Below are 15,723 nucleotides of genomic sequence, written 5' to 3' on the forward strand. Positions count from 1 at the left end.
GAGGTCGGCGCCCTTGATCGTGTCGATGAGGTAGCGGCCGCCGCCGTAGGTCCCGCCGGGCTGGCCGGCGAGGGCGTCCTTCACGGGGACGAAGATCCCGCCGCCGTAGCTGCCGAGCCCCCAGACGTCCAGGGTGCCGACTCCCGGGATGCCGACCACGCCGAGCAGATCGAACGGGACGAGCCCGTCCGTGCCGGTCTCGACATCCAGGTGCCTGGGCTCGGCGGGCAGCAGCTCCGCCTCGAACCGCCAGGCCGGGTCGTACGGGGTCACCGGCAGCCCGGTGAAGACCGCGAGATCGTCGGGGAGCAACGGCGTGGACGGATGCTCCGCGAAGAGCCGATCGCGTTCGATCCGCCACAGCTCGTGGGCCTCCGCCGGGTCCGCGGATGCCCGCACCCGCGCATACAGCCCGAACACGCGGCGTCGCCAGTCGGCGACCTCGAAAGCAGTCATGTCTCACGTTAACGCCGGTGGCCGGGGAATCGTTCCGAAGTCGCTACTGTCGGAGGGTGACCCATGGCCAGACCCAGTATCAGATTCGTTTCGATTGGGGACTGGAGGGCGCGTCCGACATCGGTGTCGGCGCCGATGTCATCGTGGTCGTCGACGTGCTGTCGTTCTGCACCGCCGTCGACCTCGGGCTCTCTGCGGGCCTCCCGGTCGTGCCGCTCGCCGCGGAGGGCGGAAAGCCGACCGGTGGTGCCGCGGTCGCCGCCGCGCTGTCCTCGTCGAGCGCCCTCGTCGTCGCCGGGTCGCTGCGCAACCGCCGGGCCATCGCGGACTGGGCGCTCGCCCAGCAGGGGGACAAGGGCGATCGCTTCACGGTCGCGGTGATCGCCGCGGGCGAGCCGGGTGAGGAGGGAGGCATCCGGTTCTGCGTCGAGGACCTCCTCGGCGCCGGGGCCGTGATCGACGCTCTCGCCGACGTGGGCATCGACTACTGCTCGCCGGAGGCGGCCACGGCGAGCGCCGCGTTCACTGGACTCAGCAACGCGACCGGTCACCTGATCGGCGCCTCCGCGGGCGGCCGGGAGCTCGAGGCGCGCGGCAGGAGGCCGGATGTCGATCTCGCGATCGATCTGGATGTCTCGTCCCTCGTGCCCGTCCTCGGGGAATTCGGCTTCCACCTCTGACGTTGCCATTGGACAGGGAGAATCCCTGATCATTTTGGAGGACTCATGAAGGCAGTACTCGGTGACACCGTGCTCGCGGAAGCGGCTCAGGACGACCTGATCAATATCGAGGGCAACTGGTACTTCCCGCCGGAGAGCGTCAATCGGGAGTTTCTGGTCGACAGCGCGACGCCGTACACCTGCCCGTGGAAGGGCGAGTGCCAATACTTCAGCGTGAAGGAGGGCAACACCCTGCTGCAGGACCGCGCCTGGACCTATCCGACGCCGTATCCGACCGCCTTCGAGCGGGTCGGCAAGGACTTCAGCAATTATGTCGCGTTCTGGAAAGAGGTTCAGGTCGTCGACTGACGTCCCGAGCCGATAGCGGAGCCGAATAGCCCCGGTCAGCCGGAGGTGCGGGCCCGGTGCGCCCTCACCTTCGACCGGTTGCCGCAGCGCTGCATCGAGCACCAGCGGCGATTGTTCGACCGCGACTCGTCGTAGAAGACGAGCCCGCAGTCGTCCGCGGCGCAGGTGCGCAGGCGCCCGGCATCCTCGCCGAACAACCGCACGGCATCCCGCGCGATCTCCGACAGGGTCTGACCGACGCGCACGGAGCTGCGTCCCGCCCGTCGTGCGCCACCGGACAGCGAGGGCGGGATGTCCGGGGTCGCCGCGAACAGGTTGATCGTGTCCACGTCGTCCGCGGCCGGCAGCAGTCCAGAGCTCAGTGTCCTGGCGACCGCCGCGATGGCCGCCCTGAGCGAGCGGGCGTCGACGAGATCGCGGTCGGACGCAGAGGCATCCACCCGGTCGAATCGGGCCGCGAGCCAGGCGCGCAGGTCATCCGGTGTCGCGAACAGCTCGCCGTCCGGATCATCGCCCATGCCGCCCGTGTAGGCGAAGTCGAGACAACCCGCGCCGGTGTCGAACCACCATCGTGTGCTCGCACCCGAGCCAAACCATTGACCGGTCTTCACGTAACCATTATCGTCGGTTACGCACTCGTTGACGAGGAAACGGTGGGCAGCCATGAAGCTCCAGGTCACCTTCGACACCGCGGACCCCAACGCCCAGGCGGCGTTCTGGGCCGCGCTGCTCGGCTATCAGGTGGAGGACAACTCCGAGTTCGTGGACCGGCTCGTGTCCGACGGACGGATGCCGGAGAGCGATCGCCTGATCCGGAACGGCCGCTCGGTCTTCCGCGAGGTCGCCGCCGCCAGGGATCCCACCGGGGAGGGCCCGCGCCTCTACTTCCAGCTCGTGCCGGAGGGCAAGGTCGCCAAGAATCGGGTGCACCTCGACGTTCCGGTGCCGGAGGAGACGAGGCGCGCCGAGGTGGCCAGGGCGGAGGCGCTCGGGGCGACCCTGCTCTGGGAGACGGATGACCGCGGCACGTATACGTACACGCTGAGCGACCCGGAGGGCAACGAGTTCTGCCTGCACTGATTGCGAGGCGCGGCGGCAGGGCCCGTCAGCGGCGGGGGCGCGGAACGGAACGCTGGCGCCATTCGATCGTGTTGGCGGGGTCGAAGCGGCGCGAGCAGGTGCCGCAGGCGAGCGGCCGGGTGGGGCGACGATAGCGGTAGTGCACGTGGCCCGCCGGGCAGGTGCCCACCCACGGCGCGAGCTCGTTAGCGATGGCCCCATCGTGCAACCGCTTGCCCTCGTAGCCGAGCTCTGAGGCGATCGCCTTCCATCTCGGTCCGTGGCCCGCCCTGGTGCCGGCGATGGCGTGGGCGACCTCGTGCAGCAGCACCTGATGGATCTCGTCGTCCTCGTAGCGGGAGGCGAGGTACCGGGAGACCGTGATCTTCTTGTCCGTATAGTTGCAGAGTCCGGCACGGGTCTTGGCGGAATCGAAGCCGAAACTCCAGCCCTGGTCGAGATGCAGGGCGATGAGGGCATCCGCCCATTTGCGCACACGAACCAGCTCAGCCACGCAACGAGGCTAACCCCAGCCACCGACAGCGTCATGCCTGGCCGTTCGCTTCTTTCCCGCCTCATGGTCGCGTGGTGGTAAACCGTCATCGATCTGCCGTGACAGCGCCTGGTTTGCCGTAAGCGTTATCGAACCATTCGACGAATTGGAGCGTCGTGCCCCACTCTTGGGCGATGCGGTCGTGGATCGCCCGCTGGTCATGCCCGGGAAGGAACGCGCGGCTTCCTGCAACGGCGCCTCCACAGCCGCATCTGCAGGTGCGCAGTCCGGTTGGGAGATAGGTGACCGGATTGCGGTAATGGTCGACGCGTTGCCCGATCAAGGCGTCGTAGTCGGCGTCGCCGACCTGCAGCACCCGTCCGATGATCGCCTGCTTGGGCTTCTGGTGCTGGAGAGACGGAATATCTTCGATGCGTTCGATTGCCACCACCGCAACGACCTCACCGTGGTGAGAAAACGTCGCGACCTCCTGGCTTCGTGCGCGGCGCCCGAGGAGCCAAATACCACGATTCTGCTCATATACCTCATGGTCACTAAGGTCGAGGCTCCACCCGACCCACGCGCGCCCCATGCCGTCTTTCGCCGCATCGATGTCGAACCGATCGTTGAGCTTGAAATTGATGGTCAGTCCGTCCCCATTTCGGATAATTAGCGGCCGGGGGTTCAGGCCATCCTGGCGAGCTGATAAAAGCAACTCCGGGACGCAGGTTAGCTACGGCAATCGGTGAGTGCTGGAGAGTGAGAGATATCCCGGAGGCCCTCCCCGCGTGTCGTCGCGCCGACCGATGTCTTTTTTTCGTCATGTCAGTTCGGCGTGACGTCCCGCTGAACTGACATGACAAAAACGGGAAGATGGAGCCGAAGCCGCGGGTTGCCTGGCGACGCCTCTGCGACCGCGACTGACTGCGGTGAGGGAACGACCCTCAGTCGCCGCGGGTGCCCGTCTGGAAGATGCTCTTCGCCGGCGGAGGGGACTGGATGGCCGTGGCATCGGTCACGATGGACGCCCCGGCGATCCAGTTGCGCAGCTCGCCCTCGTCGACGACCTTCGAGGGGTGCGGTCCCCCGGCGAGCAGCCGCGGCATCCACTCCAGCGGCAGAGGTTCCCGCGAGCCGACCACGACGACGTTGCCGAACCGGCGGCCCTTGAGGATCTGGGTCTCGGCGAGCACCGCGACGTGTCCGGTCGCGGCGAGCATGGTGGCGGCCTGGCCGCGCGCGAAGGCGAGGCCGGGGCCGTCAGCGACGTTGGCGACGATGATGCCGTCGGGCTTCAGTAGGGCGACCGCCTCGGTGTAGAACTCGATGCTGGTGACGTGGGCCGGCGTGCGAGCGCCGCTGAACACGTCGACGACGAGCAGATCGACCTGACCGCGCAGCCCGGGCGGCAGCTTGCCGAGGACCTCGCGGGCATCCCCGTGCCGCACCCGGATCGACGCGTGCCGGGGGAGCGGAAGATGCTTGCGCACCAGCTCGACGAGGTCGCTCTCGATCTCGATCACCTGCTGCCGGGAACCGGGCCTGGTCGCCTCGATGTAGCGCGGCAGGGTGAAGGCGCCTGCACCGAGGTGGAGTGCGGTGATCGGCTCCCCCGGCATGCCGATCTGGTCGATCACGTGCCCGATGCGCTGGATGTACTCGAAGAAGAGCTGGCTGGGGTCCTCGAGGTTGACGTGCGACTGCGGCGTGCCGTCCACGACGAGCGTGAAGCTGCCGGGAACCCAGCGGTCGGGTTCGATGACGGCGAGATAGCCGCTCCTGCTGAGGACGATCGAGGGATTCGTGGTCACGCTTCGACCCTGCCACAGATGCGGATGCCCGTGGGCACCGCCCGAAATGGGCGTTCGTGGGCTCTTATAGCCGAATCGCCGAAAATGGTCAAGGAATAACTGGACAAAGGGTGTAGTTGCAACCTATAGTTGTTCTTTGCGCTCCCAGGATTTCTCTGCCTTCATATTGCGGTCGGCTGCGTGTTCACAACACACACTCCTCATGGGTCCCTGGGGCGAATCCATCACCGACTGACTGCCACTTTACGCAAATAGGGCCAACACTGGTCCACCGGAGGTTATTTCCTTGGCTGCTGCTCGCAACGCATCCACCACGAACTCATCGAAAAAGGGATCTCCCAAGAACGGCCGCTCAGCAGAGCGTCTCTCGTTCGCGAAGATCACCGACACGCTGACGGTTCCCGATCTACTGGCTCTGCAGACCGAGAGCTTCGACTGGCTGGTCGGAAACGACATCTGGAAGGAACGTGCGGCCGCGGCGAAGGCCTCTGGCCGCCAGGACCTTCCCGCCCTCACCGGCCTCGAGGAGATCTTCGAGGAGATCTCCCCCATCGAGGACCTCGGCGAGACGATGCAGCTGTCGTTCACCAACCCGTTCCTCGAGGAGAAGAAGTACTCGATCGACGAGTGCAAGGAGAAGGGCAAGACCTACTCCGCCCCGCTCTACGTCGAGGCCGAGTTCATGAACCACCTCACCGGTGAGATCAAGACCCAGACGGTCTTCATGGGCGACTTCCCGCTGATGACCCCCAAGGGCACCTTCGTCATCAACGGCACCGAGCGCGTCGTGGTCTCCCAGCTGGTCCGCTCCCCCGGCGTCTACTTCGAGCGCCAGCAGGAGAAGACCTCCGACAAGGACATCTATTCCGCGCGCATCATCCCGAGCCGCGGCGCCTGGCTCGAGTTCGAGATCGACAAGCGCGACCAGGTCGGCGTGCGCATCGACCGCAAGCGCAAGCAGTCGGTCACCGTGTTCCTCAAGGCCCTCGGGCTGACGAGCGAGGAGATCCTCGAGGAGTTCAAGGGCTTCTCGTCGATCGAGCTCACCCTGGAGAAGGACAGCATCCTCACCAAGGAAGAGGCGCTCAAGGACATCTACCGCAAGCTCCGCCCGGGCGAGCAGGTCGCGGCCGAGGCGGCGCGCGCGCTCCTCGACAACTTCTACTTCAACTCCAAGCGCTACGACCTCGCGAAGGTCGGCCGGTACAAGATCAACCGCAAGCTCGGGATCGACGCCCCGCTGTCCAACTCGGTGCTCAGCCAGCAGGACATCCTCGCGACCATCAAGTACCTCGTGGCCCTGCACGACGAGCAGAAGACGCTTCCGGGCATCCGCGACGGCAAGCCGGTCGAGCTCCGCCTCGACGTGGACGACATCGACCACTTCGGCAACCGTCGCATCCGCGCCGTCGGCGAGCTCATCCAGAACCAGGTCCGCACCGGACTGTCCCGCATGGAGCGGGTCGTCCGCGAGCGCATGACCACGCAGGACATCGAGGCGATCACCCCGCAGACCCTGATCAACGTGCGACCCGTCGTCGCGGCGATCAAGGAGTTCTTCGGCACCTCGCAGCTCTCGCAGTTCATGGACCAGAACAACCCGCTCGCCGGCCTCACACACAAGCGGCGCCTCTCGGCCCTCGGCCCCGGCGGCCTCTCCCGTGAGCGTGCCGGCGTCGAGGTTCGCGACGTCCACCCGTCCCACTACGGCCGCATGTGCCCGATCGAGACCCCTGAGGGCCCGAACATCGGCCTGATCGGCTCGCTCGCGTCCTTCGCGCGCATCAACTCCTTCGGGTTCATCGAGACCCCGTACCGCCGGGTCATCGACGGCGTGGTCTCCGAGACGATCGACTACCTCACCGCGAGCGAAGAGGACGAATACGTCGTCGCCCAGGCCAACGCGCCCCTGACCGCGGAGGCCCGGTTCGCCGAGCCCCGCGTCCTCGCGCGGAGCAAGGGCGGAGAGGTCGACCTGTTCCCGATCGAGGAGATCGGCTACATGGACGTCTCGCCGCGCCAGATGGTGTCCGTCGCGACCTCGCTCATCCCCTTCCTCGAGCACGACGATGCGAACCGCGCCCTCATGGGTGCGAACATGCAGCGCCAGGCCGTCCCGCTGCTGCGCAGCGAGAGCCCGCTCGTCGGAACCGGCATGGAGGGCTTCGCGGCCATCGACGCCGGCGACGTCGTCATCGCCGAGAAGGCGGGTGTTGTCTCGGAGGTCTCCGCCGAGGTCGTCACCGTCCAGCTCGACGAGGGCGGCACCCAGGACTACTACCTGCGCAAGTTCGACCGCTCCAACCAGGGCACCTCGTACAACAACCGCGTCATCGTCTCGGTCGGCGAGCGCATCGAGGTCGGCCAGGTCATCGCGGACGGACCCGCGACGGAGAACGGCGAGCTCGCCCTCGGCAAGAACCTGCTCGTCGCGTTCATGCCGTGGGAGGGTTACAACTTCGAAGACGCGATGATCCTCAGCCAGAACCTGGTGAAGGACGACACGCTCTCCTCGATCCACATCGAGGAGTACGAGGTCGACGCCCGCGACACCAAGCTCGGCAAGGAGGAGATCACCCGCGATCTGCCCAACGTCTCGCCGGAGCTGCTCGCCGATCTCGACGAGCGCGGCATCATCCGCATCGGTGCAGAGGTTCACCCGGGCGACATCCTCGTCGGAAAGGTCACGCCGAAGGGCGAGACCGAGCTCTCCGCGGAGGAGCGCCTGCTGCGCGCCATCTTCAACGAGAAGAGCCGCGAGGTGCGCGACACCTCGCTCAAGGTTCCCCACGGCGAGGCCGGAACGATCATCGGCGTCAAGGTGTTCGACTCGCAGGACGGCGACGACGAGCTCGGCTCGGGCGTCAACCAGCGTGTTGTGGTCTTCATCGCCCAGAAGCGCAAGATCACCGAGGGCGACAAGCTCTCCGGTCGTCACGGCAACAAGGGCGTCATCTCGAAGATCCTGCCGGTCGAGGACATGCCGTTCCTCGCCGACGGGACGCCGGTCGACATCGTGCTGAACCCGCTCGGCATCCCCGGACGCATGAACTTCGGCCAGGTGCTCGAGATCCACTTGGGCTGGGTCGCCAAGCAGGGCTGGGAGGTCAAGGGCAACCCGAAGTGGGCGGCCAAGATCCCCGCGAACGCCCTGAGCGCGGAGCCGGGCACCAAGGTGGCCACCCCCGTGTTCGACGGCGCGCTCGAGGCGGAGATCGAGGGACTGCTCGACTCGACCACGCCGACGCGTGACGGGGAGCGCCTCATCGGGTCCAGCGGCAAGGCTCAGCTCTTCGACGGCCGCTCCGGCGAGCCGTTCCCGGAGCCGGTCTCGGTCGGTTACATGTATATCCTCAAGCTCCACCACCTCGTCGACGACAAGATCCACGCGCGTTCGACGGGACCGTACTCGATGATCACGCAGCAGCCGCTGGGTGGTAAGGCGCAGTTCGGTGGACAGCGATTCGGCGAGATGGAGGTCTGGGCGCTCGAGGCCTACGGCGCGGCATACGCGCTGCAGGAGCTGCTGACGATCAAGTCCGACGACATCCTCGGCCGCGTCAAGGTGTACGAGGCCATCGTCAAGGGCGAGAACATCCAGGAGCCCGGCATCCCGGAATCCTTCAAGGTGCTCATCAAGGAGATGCAGTCGCTGTGTCTGAACGTCGAGGTGCTCTCGGCGGACGGTACCGCGGTGAGTCTGCGCGACACGGACGACGAGGTCTTCCGTGCGGCGGAGGAGCTCGGCATCAACATCTCCAGCCGGTTCGAGAACTCGTCGATCGACGACATCTAGACCGCGGCAACCGACGACACTGACGAACTTTTCAAAGTAGGAGAAAAATTGCTCGACGTAACAACGTTTGATGAGCTGCGTATTGGCCTCGCGACCGCCGACGACATCCGTCGTTGGTCGCACGGCGAGGTCAAGAAGCCCGAGACGATCAACTACCGCACGCTGAAGCCCGAGAAGGATGGCCTCTTCGGAGAGCAGATCTTCGGACCGAGCCGCGACTGGGAGTGCTCGTGCGGAAAGTACAAGCGGGTGCGCTTCAAGGGCATCGTCTGCGAGCGCTGCGGCGTGGAGGTCACCAAGTCCTCCGTCCGTCGTGAGCGCATGGGCCACATCGAGCTCGCCGCCCCCGTGACGCACATCTGGTACTTCAAGGGTGTTCCGAGCCGCCTGGGCTACCTGCTCGACATGGCGCCGAAGGACCTCGAGAAGGTCATCTACTTCGCCGCGTACATGGTCATCTCGGTCGACGAGGAGGGCCGTCATGACGACATGCCCGGGCTCGAGAACGAGATCCGCCTCGAGATCAAGGAGCTGGAGAGCCAGCGCGATGCCCGCATCGCCGACCGCCTGCAGCGCCTCGAGACCGACCTCGCCGCACTCGAGGAGGAGGGTGCCAAGGCCGACCAGAAGCGTCGCGCCAAGGACCTCGCCGAGAAGGAGATGGGCCAGGCCCGCAAGTCCTTCGACGAGCAGATCGCCCAGCTGGAGCGCGTCTGGGACGACTTCCGCAACCTCAAGGTCGGCGACCTCAAGCCGGAAGACGCCGTCTTCCACGACCTCCAGGACCGTTTCGGGGTGTACTTCGAGGCCTACATGGGCGCAGAGGCCATTCAGAAACGCCTGCAGGCCTTCGACCTCGCCACCGAGAGCGACGACCTGCACGACCAGATCGCCAACGGCAAGGGCCAGAAGAAGATCCGCGCGATCAAGCGACTGCGCGTGGTCAACTCCTTCCTCCAGACCGGCAACTCGCCGGCCGCCATGGTGCTCGAGGTCGTCCCGGTCATCCCGCCGGAGCTGCGCCCGATGGTGCAGCTCGACGGTGGCCGCTTCGCGACCTCCGACCTCAACGACCTCTACCGTCGTGTGATCAACCGCAACAACCGTCTCCGTCGCCTGCTCGACCTCGGCGCCCCCGAGATCATCGTCAACAACGAGAAGCGGATGCTGCAGGAGGCCGTCGACGCCCTGTTCGACAACGGTCGTCGTGGCCGTCCCGTCACGGGAACCGGCAACCGCGCCCTCAAGTCCCTGAGCGACATGCTCAAGGGCAAGCAGGGCCGGTTCCGTCAGAACCTGCTCGGAAAGCGCGTCGACTACTCCGGTCGTTCGGTCATCATCGTCGGACCTCAGCTCAAGCTTCACCAGTGCGGTCTGCCCAAGCAGATGGCGCTCGAGCTGTTCAAGCCGTTCGTGATCAAGCGACTCATCGACCTGAGCCACGCGCAGAACATCAAGAGCGCCAAGCGCATGGTCGAGCGCAGCCGTCCGCAGGTGTGGGACGTGCTCGAGGAGATCATCCGCGAGCGCCCCGTGCTGCTCAACCGCGCACCCACCCTGCACCGTCTGGGCATCCAGGCCTTCGAGCCTCAGCTCGTGGAGGGCAAGGCCATCCAGCTGCACCCGCTCGTCTGCGCGGCGTTCAACGCCGACTTCGACGGCGACCAGATGGCCGTGCACCTTCCGCTGTCGGTCGAGGCCCAGGCCGAGGCGCGCATCCTGATGCTCGCCTCGAACAACATCCTCAAGCCGTCCGACGGTCGCCCGGTGACCCTGCCGACCCAGGACATGATCATCGGTCTGCACCACCTCACCACCATCAAGGAGGGTGCAGTGGGTGAGGGTCGCGCGTTCTCCTCGATCGCCGAGGCCATCCTCGCCTTCGATCAGCACACGCTCGACCTCAACGCGAAGGCCCGCATCCGGCTGGAGAACGTCGTCTTCGCCGAGGGGGAGGAGCCGGCGAACTACGCGCCCGGCAAGCCCGTCCTCGTCGACACGAGCCTCGGACGCGCCATCTTCAACGAGACCCTTCCCGCCGACTACCCGTACGTTCAGGCGCTCGCGGACAAGGGCCAGCTCTCGCTGATCGTCAACGATCTCGCCGAGCGCTACCCGAAGGTGGAGGTCGCCGCAGCGCTCGACCGCATCAAGGACGCCGGGTTCCACTGGGCGAGCCGGAGCGGTGTGACCGTTGCGCTCTCCGACGTGCTGACGCCGCCGAACAAGCGGCAGATCATCGAGGGCTACGAGAAGCAGGCGTCGAAGGTCCAGACCCAGTTCGAGAAGGGCCTCACGACCGACGCCGAGCGTCGTCAGGAGCTCATCGAGATCTGGAACAAGGCAACCGCCGAAGTCGCCAAGGCGATGGAAGACAACATGCCTTCGGACAACACCATCAACCGCATGGTCACCTCCGGTGCTCGTGGTAACTGGATGCAGGTCCGCCAGATCGCCGGTATGCGCGGCCTGGTGTCGAACCCGAAGGGTGAGATCATCCCGCGTCCGATCATCTCGAGCTACCGAGAGGGCCTCTCGGTCGCCGAGTACTTCATCGCGACCCACGGTGCCCGCAAGGGACTGGCCGACACGGCGCTCCGCACGGCCGACTCCGGGTACCTCACCCGGCGTCTGGTCGACGTCTCGCAGGACGTCATCATCCGCGAGGACGACTGCGGCACGACCAAGGGTCTCGACCTCACGGTCGCGTCCGTCGGCGCCGATGGTGTGTTGGTTCGCGACTCCAACGTCGAGAACTCGCTCTACGCCCGCAGCCTCGCCGAGGACGCGGTCGACGCGAACGGCAAGGTCATCGCCAAGGCCGGTGACGATGTCGGAGACGTTCTCATCCAGGAGCTCATCGACAACGGCATCACCCACGCGAAGGTCCGCTCCGTGCTCACCTGCGAGTCAGCGGTCGGCGTCTGCGCCGCCTGCTACGGCCGGTCGCTCGCGACTGGCAAGCTCGTCGACATCGGAGAGGCCGTCGGCATCATCGCGGCCCAGTCGATCGGCGAGCCCGGCACCCAGCTGACGATGCGCACCTTCCACACCGGTGGCGTCGCATCCGCGGATGACATCACCCAGGGTCTTCCCCGTGTCACCGAGCTGTTCGAGGCCCGCACCCCCAAGGGTGCGTCCCCGATCGCCGAGGCCGCGGGAAAGATCACCATCGAGGACACGGACCGCAGCCGCAAGCTCATCCTGACCCCCGACAACGGCGACGAGCCGATCGCCTACCCTGTGCTCAAGCGCGCGACCCTCCTCGTCGAGGACGGGCAGCATGTCGAGCTCGGGCAGCAGCTGCACGTCGGCGCCATCGACCCGAAGGAAGTCCTTCGTGTCCGCGGTGTCCGTGCCGTCCAGATCCACCTCGTCAGCGGGGTGCAGGGTGTCTACCGCTCGCAGGGTGTCCCGATCCACGACAAGCACATCGAGGTCATCGTCCGTCAGATGCTTCGCAAGGTCACCGTCGTCGATCACGGCGACACCGGCCTGCTCCCCGGCGAGCTCGTCGACCGGCTCAAGTACAACGAGCTGAACCGCACGGCGCTCACCGAGGGCAAGAAGACGGCGTCCGCTCGCCAGGAGGTCATGGGCATCACCAAGGCGTCCCTGGCGACCGAGTCGTGGCTGTCGGCCGCGTCCTTCCAGGAGACCACCCGGGTTCTGACCCAGGCGGCCATGGAGGGCAAGTCCGACCCGCTGATGGGCCTGAAGGAGAACGTGATCATCGGAAAGCTGATCCCGGCCGGCACCGGTCTCCCGAAGTACCGCAACGTGTCCGTCGAGGCAACGGAGGAGGCGAAGGCCGAGCGGTATCCGAACCGGATCTTCACGGACGACTCCTCGTTCAGTGAGGCCGATCTGAGCTTCGTCGACTTCGACAGCTTCTCCTCGGACGACTACACGCCCGGCACGTACAACTAAGCAGCACCCGTACCGACACGATGGCCCCTCCGCGACAGCGGAGGGGCCATCGTCGTTCCTGTGGACAGATCGCCCCGCGGGATCCCGATCGCCCTAGGCTGCACGTCATGTCGACCGGGGCACCACGATGACCGCCGCCGCGCTGAGCGACGGCGTCGCCATCCTCGCCTTCCTCTACCTCGCGGCGATCAGCCTCGTGCTCTGGGTTGTCGACGTCCGCAGGCACCGCCTGCCGAACGTCATCGTCCTGCCCAGCTACCTCGTCGGCGCGGTGCTGCTGTTCGTGGCATCCTCGGTCGGTGGCGATCTGCCCGCGCTGGCGCGCGCCGGGGCGGGATGCCTCATCCTCGGCGGATTCTACCTCCTGTTGGCGCTCGCCTCGCCACGCGGCATGGGTTTCGGCGACGTCAAGCTCGCCGGCCTGCTCGGCCTGTTCCTCGGTTGGCTCGGCTGGGGGCCTCTCGTCGTCTGCGCGGTCGTGCCGTTTGTCGCCGGTGGCGTCTTCGGCCTGGTGCTGATCGCCGTCCGGCGGGGGCGGGCGGGCGCATCCATCGCCTTCGGACCGTGGATGCTCGCCGGCGCGTGGCTGGGCGTCGTCGTCTCGTTCCTCCCCGCGGAGGAGCTGCTCGACCTGGTCTGATGCGACAGCGCACCGTGGCCCGGTGGGGTGGCGATTGCTAGAGTGACCCTGATCCATTGGGATGGCCTGGTCGGCCCGTGAGGAGTGCACAATGAGCGACGAGACGCCGCGCGCGCGGCCGGAGACGGGCGCCGTCGAGCCGGCACCGGACGAGATCGAGCCCGAGCGGGTGGCGATCGAGGAGACGGTGATCGACGAAAGAGCGGATGAGGCCGTCCCTCTCGACGAGCCCACCGATGACATCAAGGCCAAGTACGTCCTGGTCGAGGAGGTGCCCGCCGTCGTCTCATCGACGGAGCCGGTCGCGGCGACCGACGATCCGGCCGCCGTGGAGTTGGAGCCGCGGGTCGAGGCGGCTCCCCCCGTGCAGACGATCTACGTCTCCGCCCCGTTGCCACCGGCGAAGAAGGGCAACCGCCGGTTCGGAGTGCTGATGGCGGTGCTCTCCGCCGTCGTGTTCGCGATCCTGTTCGCCCTCGTCGTCGCGGTCATCCACGCGGGTTCGACGGGCACGATCTCCTTCTCCTTCATCGACGCGCCCACGTTCTATGTGCCGGTCCTGTATTTCCTGGCCGGCTTCATCCTGCTCGCCCTGCTGGCCAACCGTGCCGGGTGGTGGGCGTACGTGCTCGGCAGCCTGCTGGTCGGCATCTTCGTCTACTTCGGTACGGTCGGCACCCTGCTTCTCGTGAACGGGATCATCGCCGAGACGCCCGACCAGGCATCCGCGCTGTTCTCCACGGCGCTCGCCGACCCCTACGTCATCGCTGCCGCACTGCTCTCCCGGGAGATCTCCCTCTGGGTGGGTGCGGCGATCAGCGCCAGGGGGAGGCGGGTCAGGGAGAAGAATGCCGAGGCCCAGGCGCTCTACGAGCGGGAGTCCGCCGAGCGCCGAGCGGAATTCGATCGCGGGACCGTTCGTGAGGGCCTCGTCTAGCGATTCGCCGCGTCGCCGCTACGTCGCGGTACTCGCGGTCTTCGCGTCGGTGCTGTTCCTCGCCCTGGCGATCGCCGCCAGCGGGGTGATCAGTCTGCTCACCGACCGTGAGGTCCTGGCCGAGAGGGGCGCGGGCCCGCTGATCGCACCGGTCATGTTCCTGGTCGCCACCGCAGCGCTCTACCTGCAGCTCGTCACGCTCGGCTCCCGCCGACGCCGGGGATGGATGATCCTCAGCTCCGTGGTGGTGGGAGTGAACTGCTATCTTCTGTTCCTGGTGTCCGGTGCCACGCTCTACTCGCTCGGCAGCGGGGAGCCGCTACGGGGTGTCCTCTTCGTCGGGGGAAACGCGTTCGGCCCCTTCGCTCTCGCCATCCTCGGAATCGCGGTGGTCGTCGCCCTGTGCTACCTCCTCCTCGTGGCCTATCGCGACGGAGGCGGAGCACGGACGACGCCCCGATGGCCGTGGGAGGACCGCGACGATCGGGACAGGGAGGGGCGAGATTAGCCCTCTCCTATACTGGTCTGGCGGCGACGAGGTGGGTCCCGTGTCGGTCTGCTGGGGAGGAAAACCGTGCGTCTCAAACTGACCTTGCTCCGACCGTCCGGCGTCTCCGACGACATCGTCGTCACCGCAGATGCCGCCGCCAGCATCTCCGATGTCGCCGCGACCATCGCCAGGCTTGACCCGCGCGCCTCCTCGCCGGTCGATCCCCAGCGCGTGCTGACCCTGCATGCGACCCTGCCCGGCCAGTCGGAGGCCCTGCTCCTGCCCCCGGATGCGCCGCTCGGCGAGGCGTGGATCGGCAGCGGTGCGACGGTCGGCATCGCTGACGGTGGCACCTACTACCTGCCGCCCGCCGCGGGAAAGCCGCCCATCGTCGCGATGCTGACCGTCGTGAGCGGCCCAGACGCAGGCAGGGAGTTCCCCCTGCGGGCCGGGACGACGGTGCTGGGGCGGGAAGAGGGCAACGACATCGTGCTGAACGATCCGCTCGTGTCCAAGCGCCATGTACGCTTCGAGGCATCGTCAGCCGTCGAGGTCATCGATCTGGGTTCGGCGAACGGCGTGGTGGTCGACGGCGGCATCGTCACCAGGCTCAGAATCGAGAAGACGGAGACCCTGTTGATCGGCGACTCCGAGGTGCGCATCGCCGTCACGGAGGCGACGGCGCTCGCCGGGGTGGCGCCGAAGGCGGGACCGATCTTCTTCAACCGCTCGCCCAAGGTCGAGCGTCGCTACGCCGGTGCACAGTTCGCCGCCCCCGAGGTGCCCGCCGAGAGGCAGGAGCAGCCGTTCCCCCTGCTGGCGATGATCACCCCGCTGCTCATGGGTGGCGCGATGTTCATTCTCACGCGGCAACCGACATCGCTGCTGTTCGTTGCCATGTCGCCCGTGATGATGGTCGGCAACTTCCTTACCGGCAAGTCGAGGGAGAAGCGCCGGTTGAGGAAGGCGATCGGCCGGTTCGACGTCCACCTCTCCTCGCTGACCGCTCAGCTCGAGGAGGAGCGAGTTCGCGAACTCGAGTTGCGCATCAACGAGTCGCCCTCGACGGCAGAGGCCTACGAC

Annotated in this window: 14 protein-coding genes; 9 read left to right on the forward strand and 5 right to left on the reverse strand. The window is 66.7% G+C overall.

Annotated elements, in window-relative coordinates; translation table 11 throughout:
* Positions 1 to 456: DUF1684 domain-containing protein (locus tag VGC18_RS12035; RefSeq protein ID WP_331097669.1), on the reverse strand; the 456-nt coding region annotated here is incomplete at its 3' end.
* A gap of 56 nt (positions 457 to 512) precedes the next feature.
* Between VGC18_RS12035 and VGC18_RS12040 the strand changes: the two genes are divergently transcribed.
* A complete protein-coding gene (locus tag VGC18_RS12040; protein WP_331097671.1) occupies positions 513 to 1,136 on the forward strand; it encodes a 2-phosphosulfolactate phosphatase in 624 nt (207 codons plus the stop codon).
* Positions 1,137 to 1,181: 45 nt separating this feature from the next.
* Positions 1,182 to 1,484 (forward strand): DUF427 domain-containing protein, encoded by a 303-nt coding sequence (locus VGC18_RS12045; RefSeq protein WP_331097673.1) that lies wholly within the window; start codon positions 1,182 to 1,184, stop codon positions 1,482 to 1,484.
* A gap of 35 nt (positions 1,485 to 1,519) precedes the next feature.
* Here the strand turns inward: VGC18_RS12045 and VGC18_RS12050 are convergent, their stop codons facing one another.
* The gene (locus VGC18_RS12050) at positions 1,520 to 2,095 is read right to left on the reverse strand and encodes a CGNR zinc finger domain-containing protein (RefSeq protein WP_331097675.1); all 576 of its coding nucleotides are present in this window, start codon (positions 2,093 to 2,095) and stop codon (positions 1,520 to 1,522) included.
* 52 nt (positions 2,096 to 2,147) lie between these two features.
* Between VGC18_RS12050 and VGC18_RS12055 the strand changes: the two genes are divergently transcribed.
* Positions 2,148 to 2,564, forward strand: coding sequence for a VOC family protein (locus tag VGC18_RS12055; RefSeq protein ID WP_331097677.1), 417 nt, complete (start codon positions 2,148 to 2,150; stop codon positions 2,562 to 2,564).
* Positions 2,565 to 2,589: 25 nt separating this feature from the next.
* Here VGC18_RS12055 and VGC18_RS12060 read toward each other — a convergent pair whose 3' ends face one another.
* From VGC18_RS12060 to VGC18_RS12070, 3 genes are all read right to left on the reverse strand, one after another.
* Positions 2,590 to 3,057, reverse strand: a complete 468-nt coding sequence (locus tag VGC18_RS12060) for a SprT-like domain-containing protein (RefSeq protein ID WP_331097679.1) — start codon at positions 3,055 to 3,057, stop codon at positions 2,590 to 2,592.
* 85 nt (positions 3,058 to 3,142) lie between these two features.
* Positions 3,143 to 3,751 carry a hypothetical protein gene (locus tag VGC18_RS12065; RefSeq protein ID WP_331097681.1) on the reverse strand — a complete coding sequence of 203 codons (609 nt, stop codon included), beginning with the start codon at positions 3,749 to 3,751 and terminating at the stop codon, positions 3,143 to 3,145.
* A gap of 229 nt (positions 3,752 to 3,980) precedes the next feature.
* A complete protein-coding gene (locus tag VGC18_RS12070) occupies positions 3,981 to 4,847 on the reverse strand; it encodes a fused MFS/spermidine synthase (RefSeq protein WP_331097683.1) in 867 nt (288 codons plus the stop codon).
* A 286-nt stretch (positions 4,848 to 5,133) separates the two neighbouring features.
* Here VGC18_RS12070 and rpoB point away from each other — a divergent pair, with 286 nt between their 5' ends.
* The 6 genes from rpoB to VGC18_RS12100 all read left to right on the forward strand — a co-directional run.
* Positions 5,134 to 8,643, forward strand: a complete 3,510-nt coding sequence (rpoB, locus tag VGC18_RS12075; protein ID WP_331097685.1) for a DNA-directed RNA polymerase subunit beta — start codon at positions 5,134 to 5,136, stop codon at positions 8,641 to 8,643.
* Between the two features lie 48 nt (positions 8,644 to 8,691).
* Positions 8,692 to 12,573, forward strand: coding sequence for a DNA-directed RNA polymerase subunit beta' (locus tag VGC18_RS12080; RefSeq protein ID WP_331097687.1), 3,882 nt, complete (start codon positions 8,692 to 8,694; stop codon positions 12,571 to 12,573).
* 127 nt (positions 12,574 to 12,700) lie between these two features.
* Complete coding sequence (locus VGC18_RS12085; protein WP_331097689.1) at positions 12,701 to 13,213, forward strand: A24 family peptidase; 513 nt, start codon at positions 12,701 to 12,703, stop codon at positions 13,211 to 13,213.
* A 91-nt stretch (positions 13,214 to 13,304) separates the two neighbouring features.
* Entirely contained in the window at positions 13,305 to 14,150 is an 846-nt protein-coding gene (locus VGC18_RS12090) for a hypothetical protein (protein WP_331097692.1), read from the forward strand.
* Positions 14,134 to 14,658, forward strand: a complete 525-nt coding sequence (locus VGC18_RS12095) for a DUF6121 family protein (protein ID WP_331097694.1) — start codon at positions 14,134 to 14,136, stop codon at positions 14,656 to 14,658. Before VGC18_RS12090 ends, VGC18_RS12095 begins: the two co-directional genes overlap by 17 nt.
* Before the next feature lie 66 nt (positions 14,659 to 14,724).
* The coding region (locus VGC18_RS12100; protein ID WP_331097696.1) for an FHA domain-containing protein at positions 14,725 to 15,723 on the forward strand (999 nt) is incomplete at its 3' end.

The sequence above is a fragment of the Lacisediminihabitans sp. genome, assembly GCF_036404185.1.
In the GTDB taxonomy this organism is placed as follows: domain Bacteria; phylum Actinomycetota; class Actinomycetes; order Actinomycetales; family Microbacteriaceae; genus Lacisediminihabitans.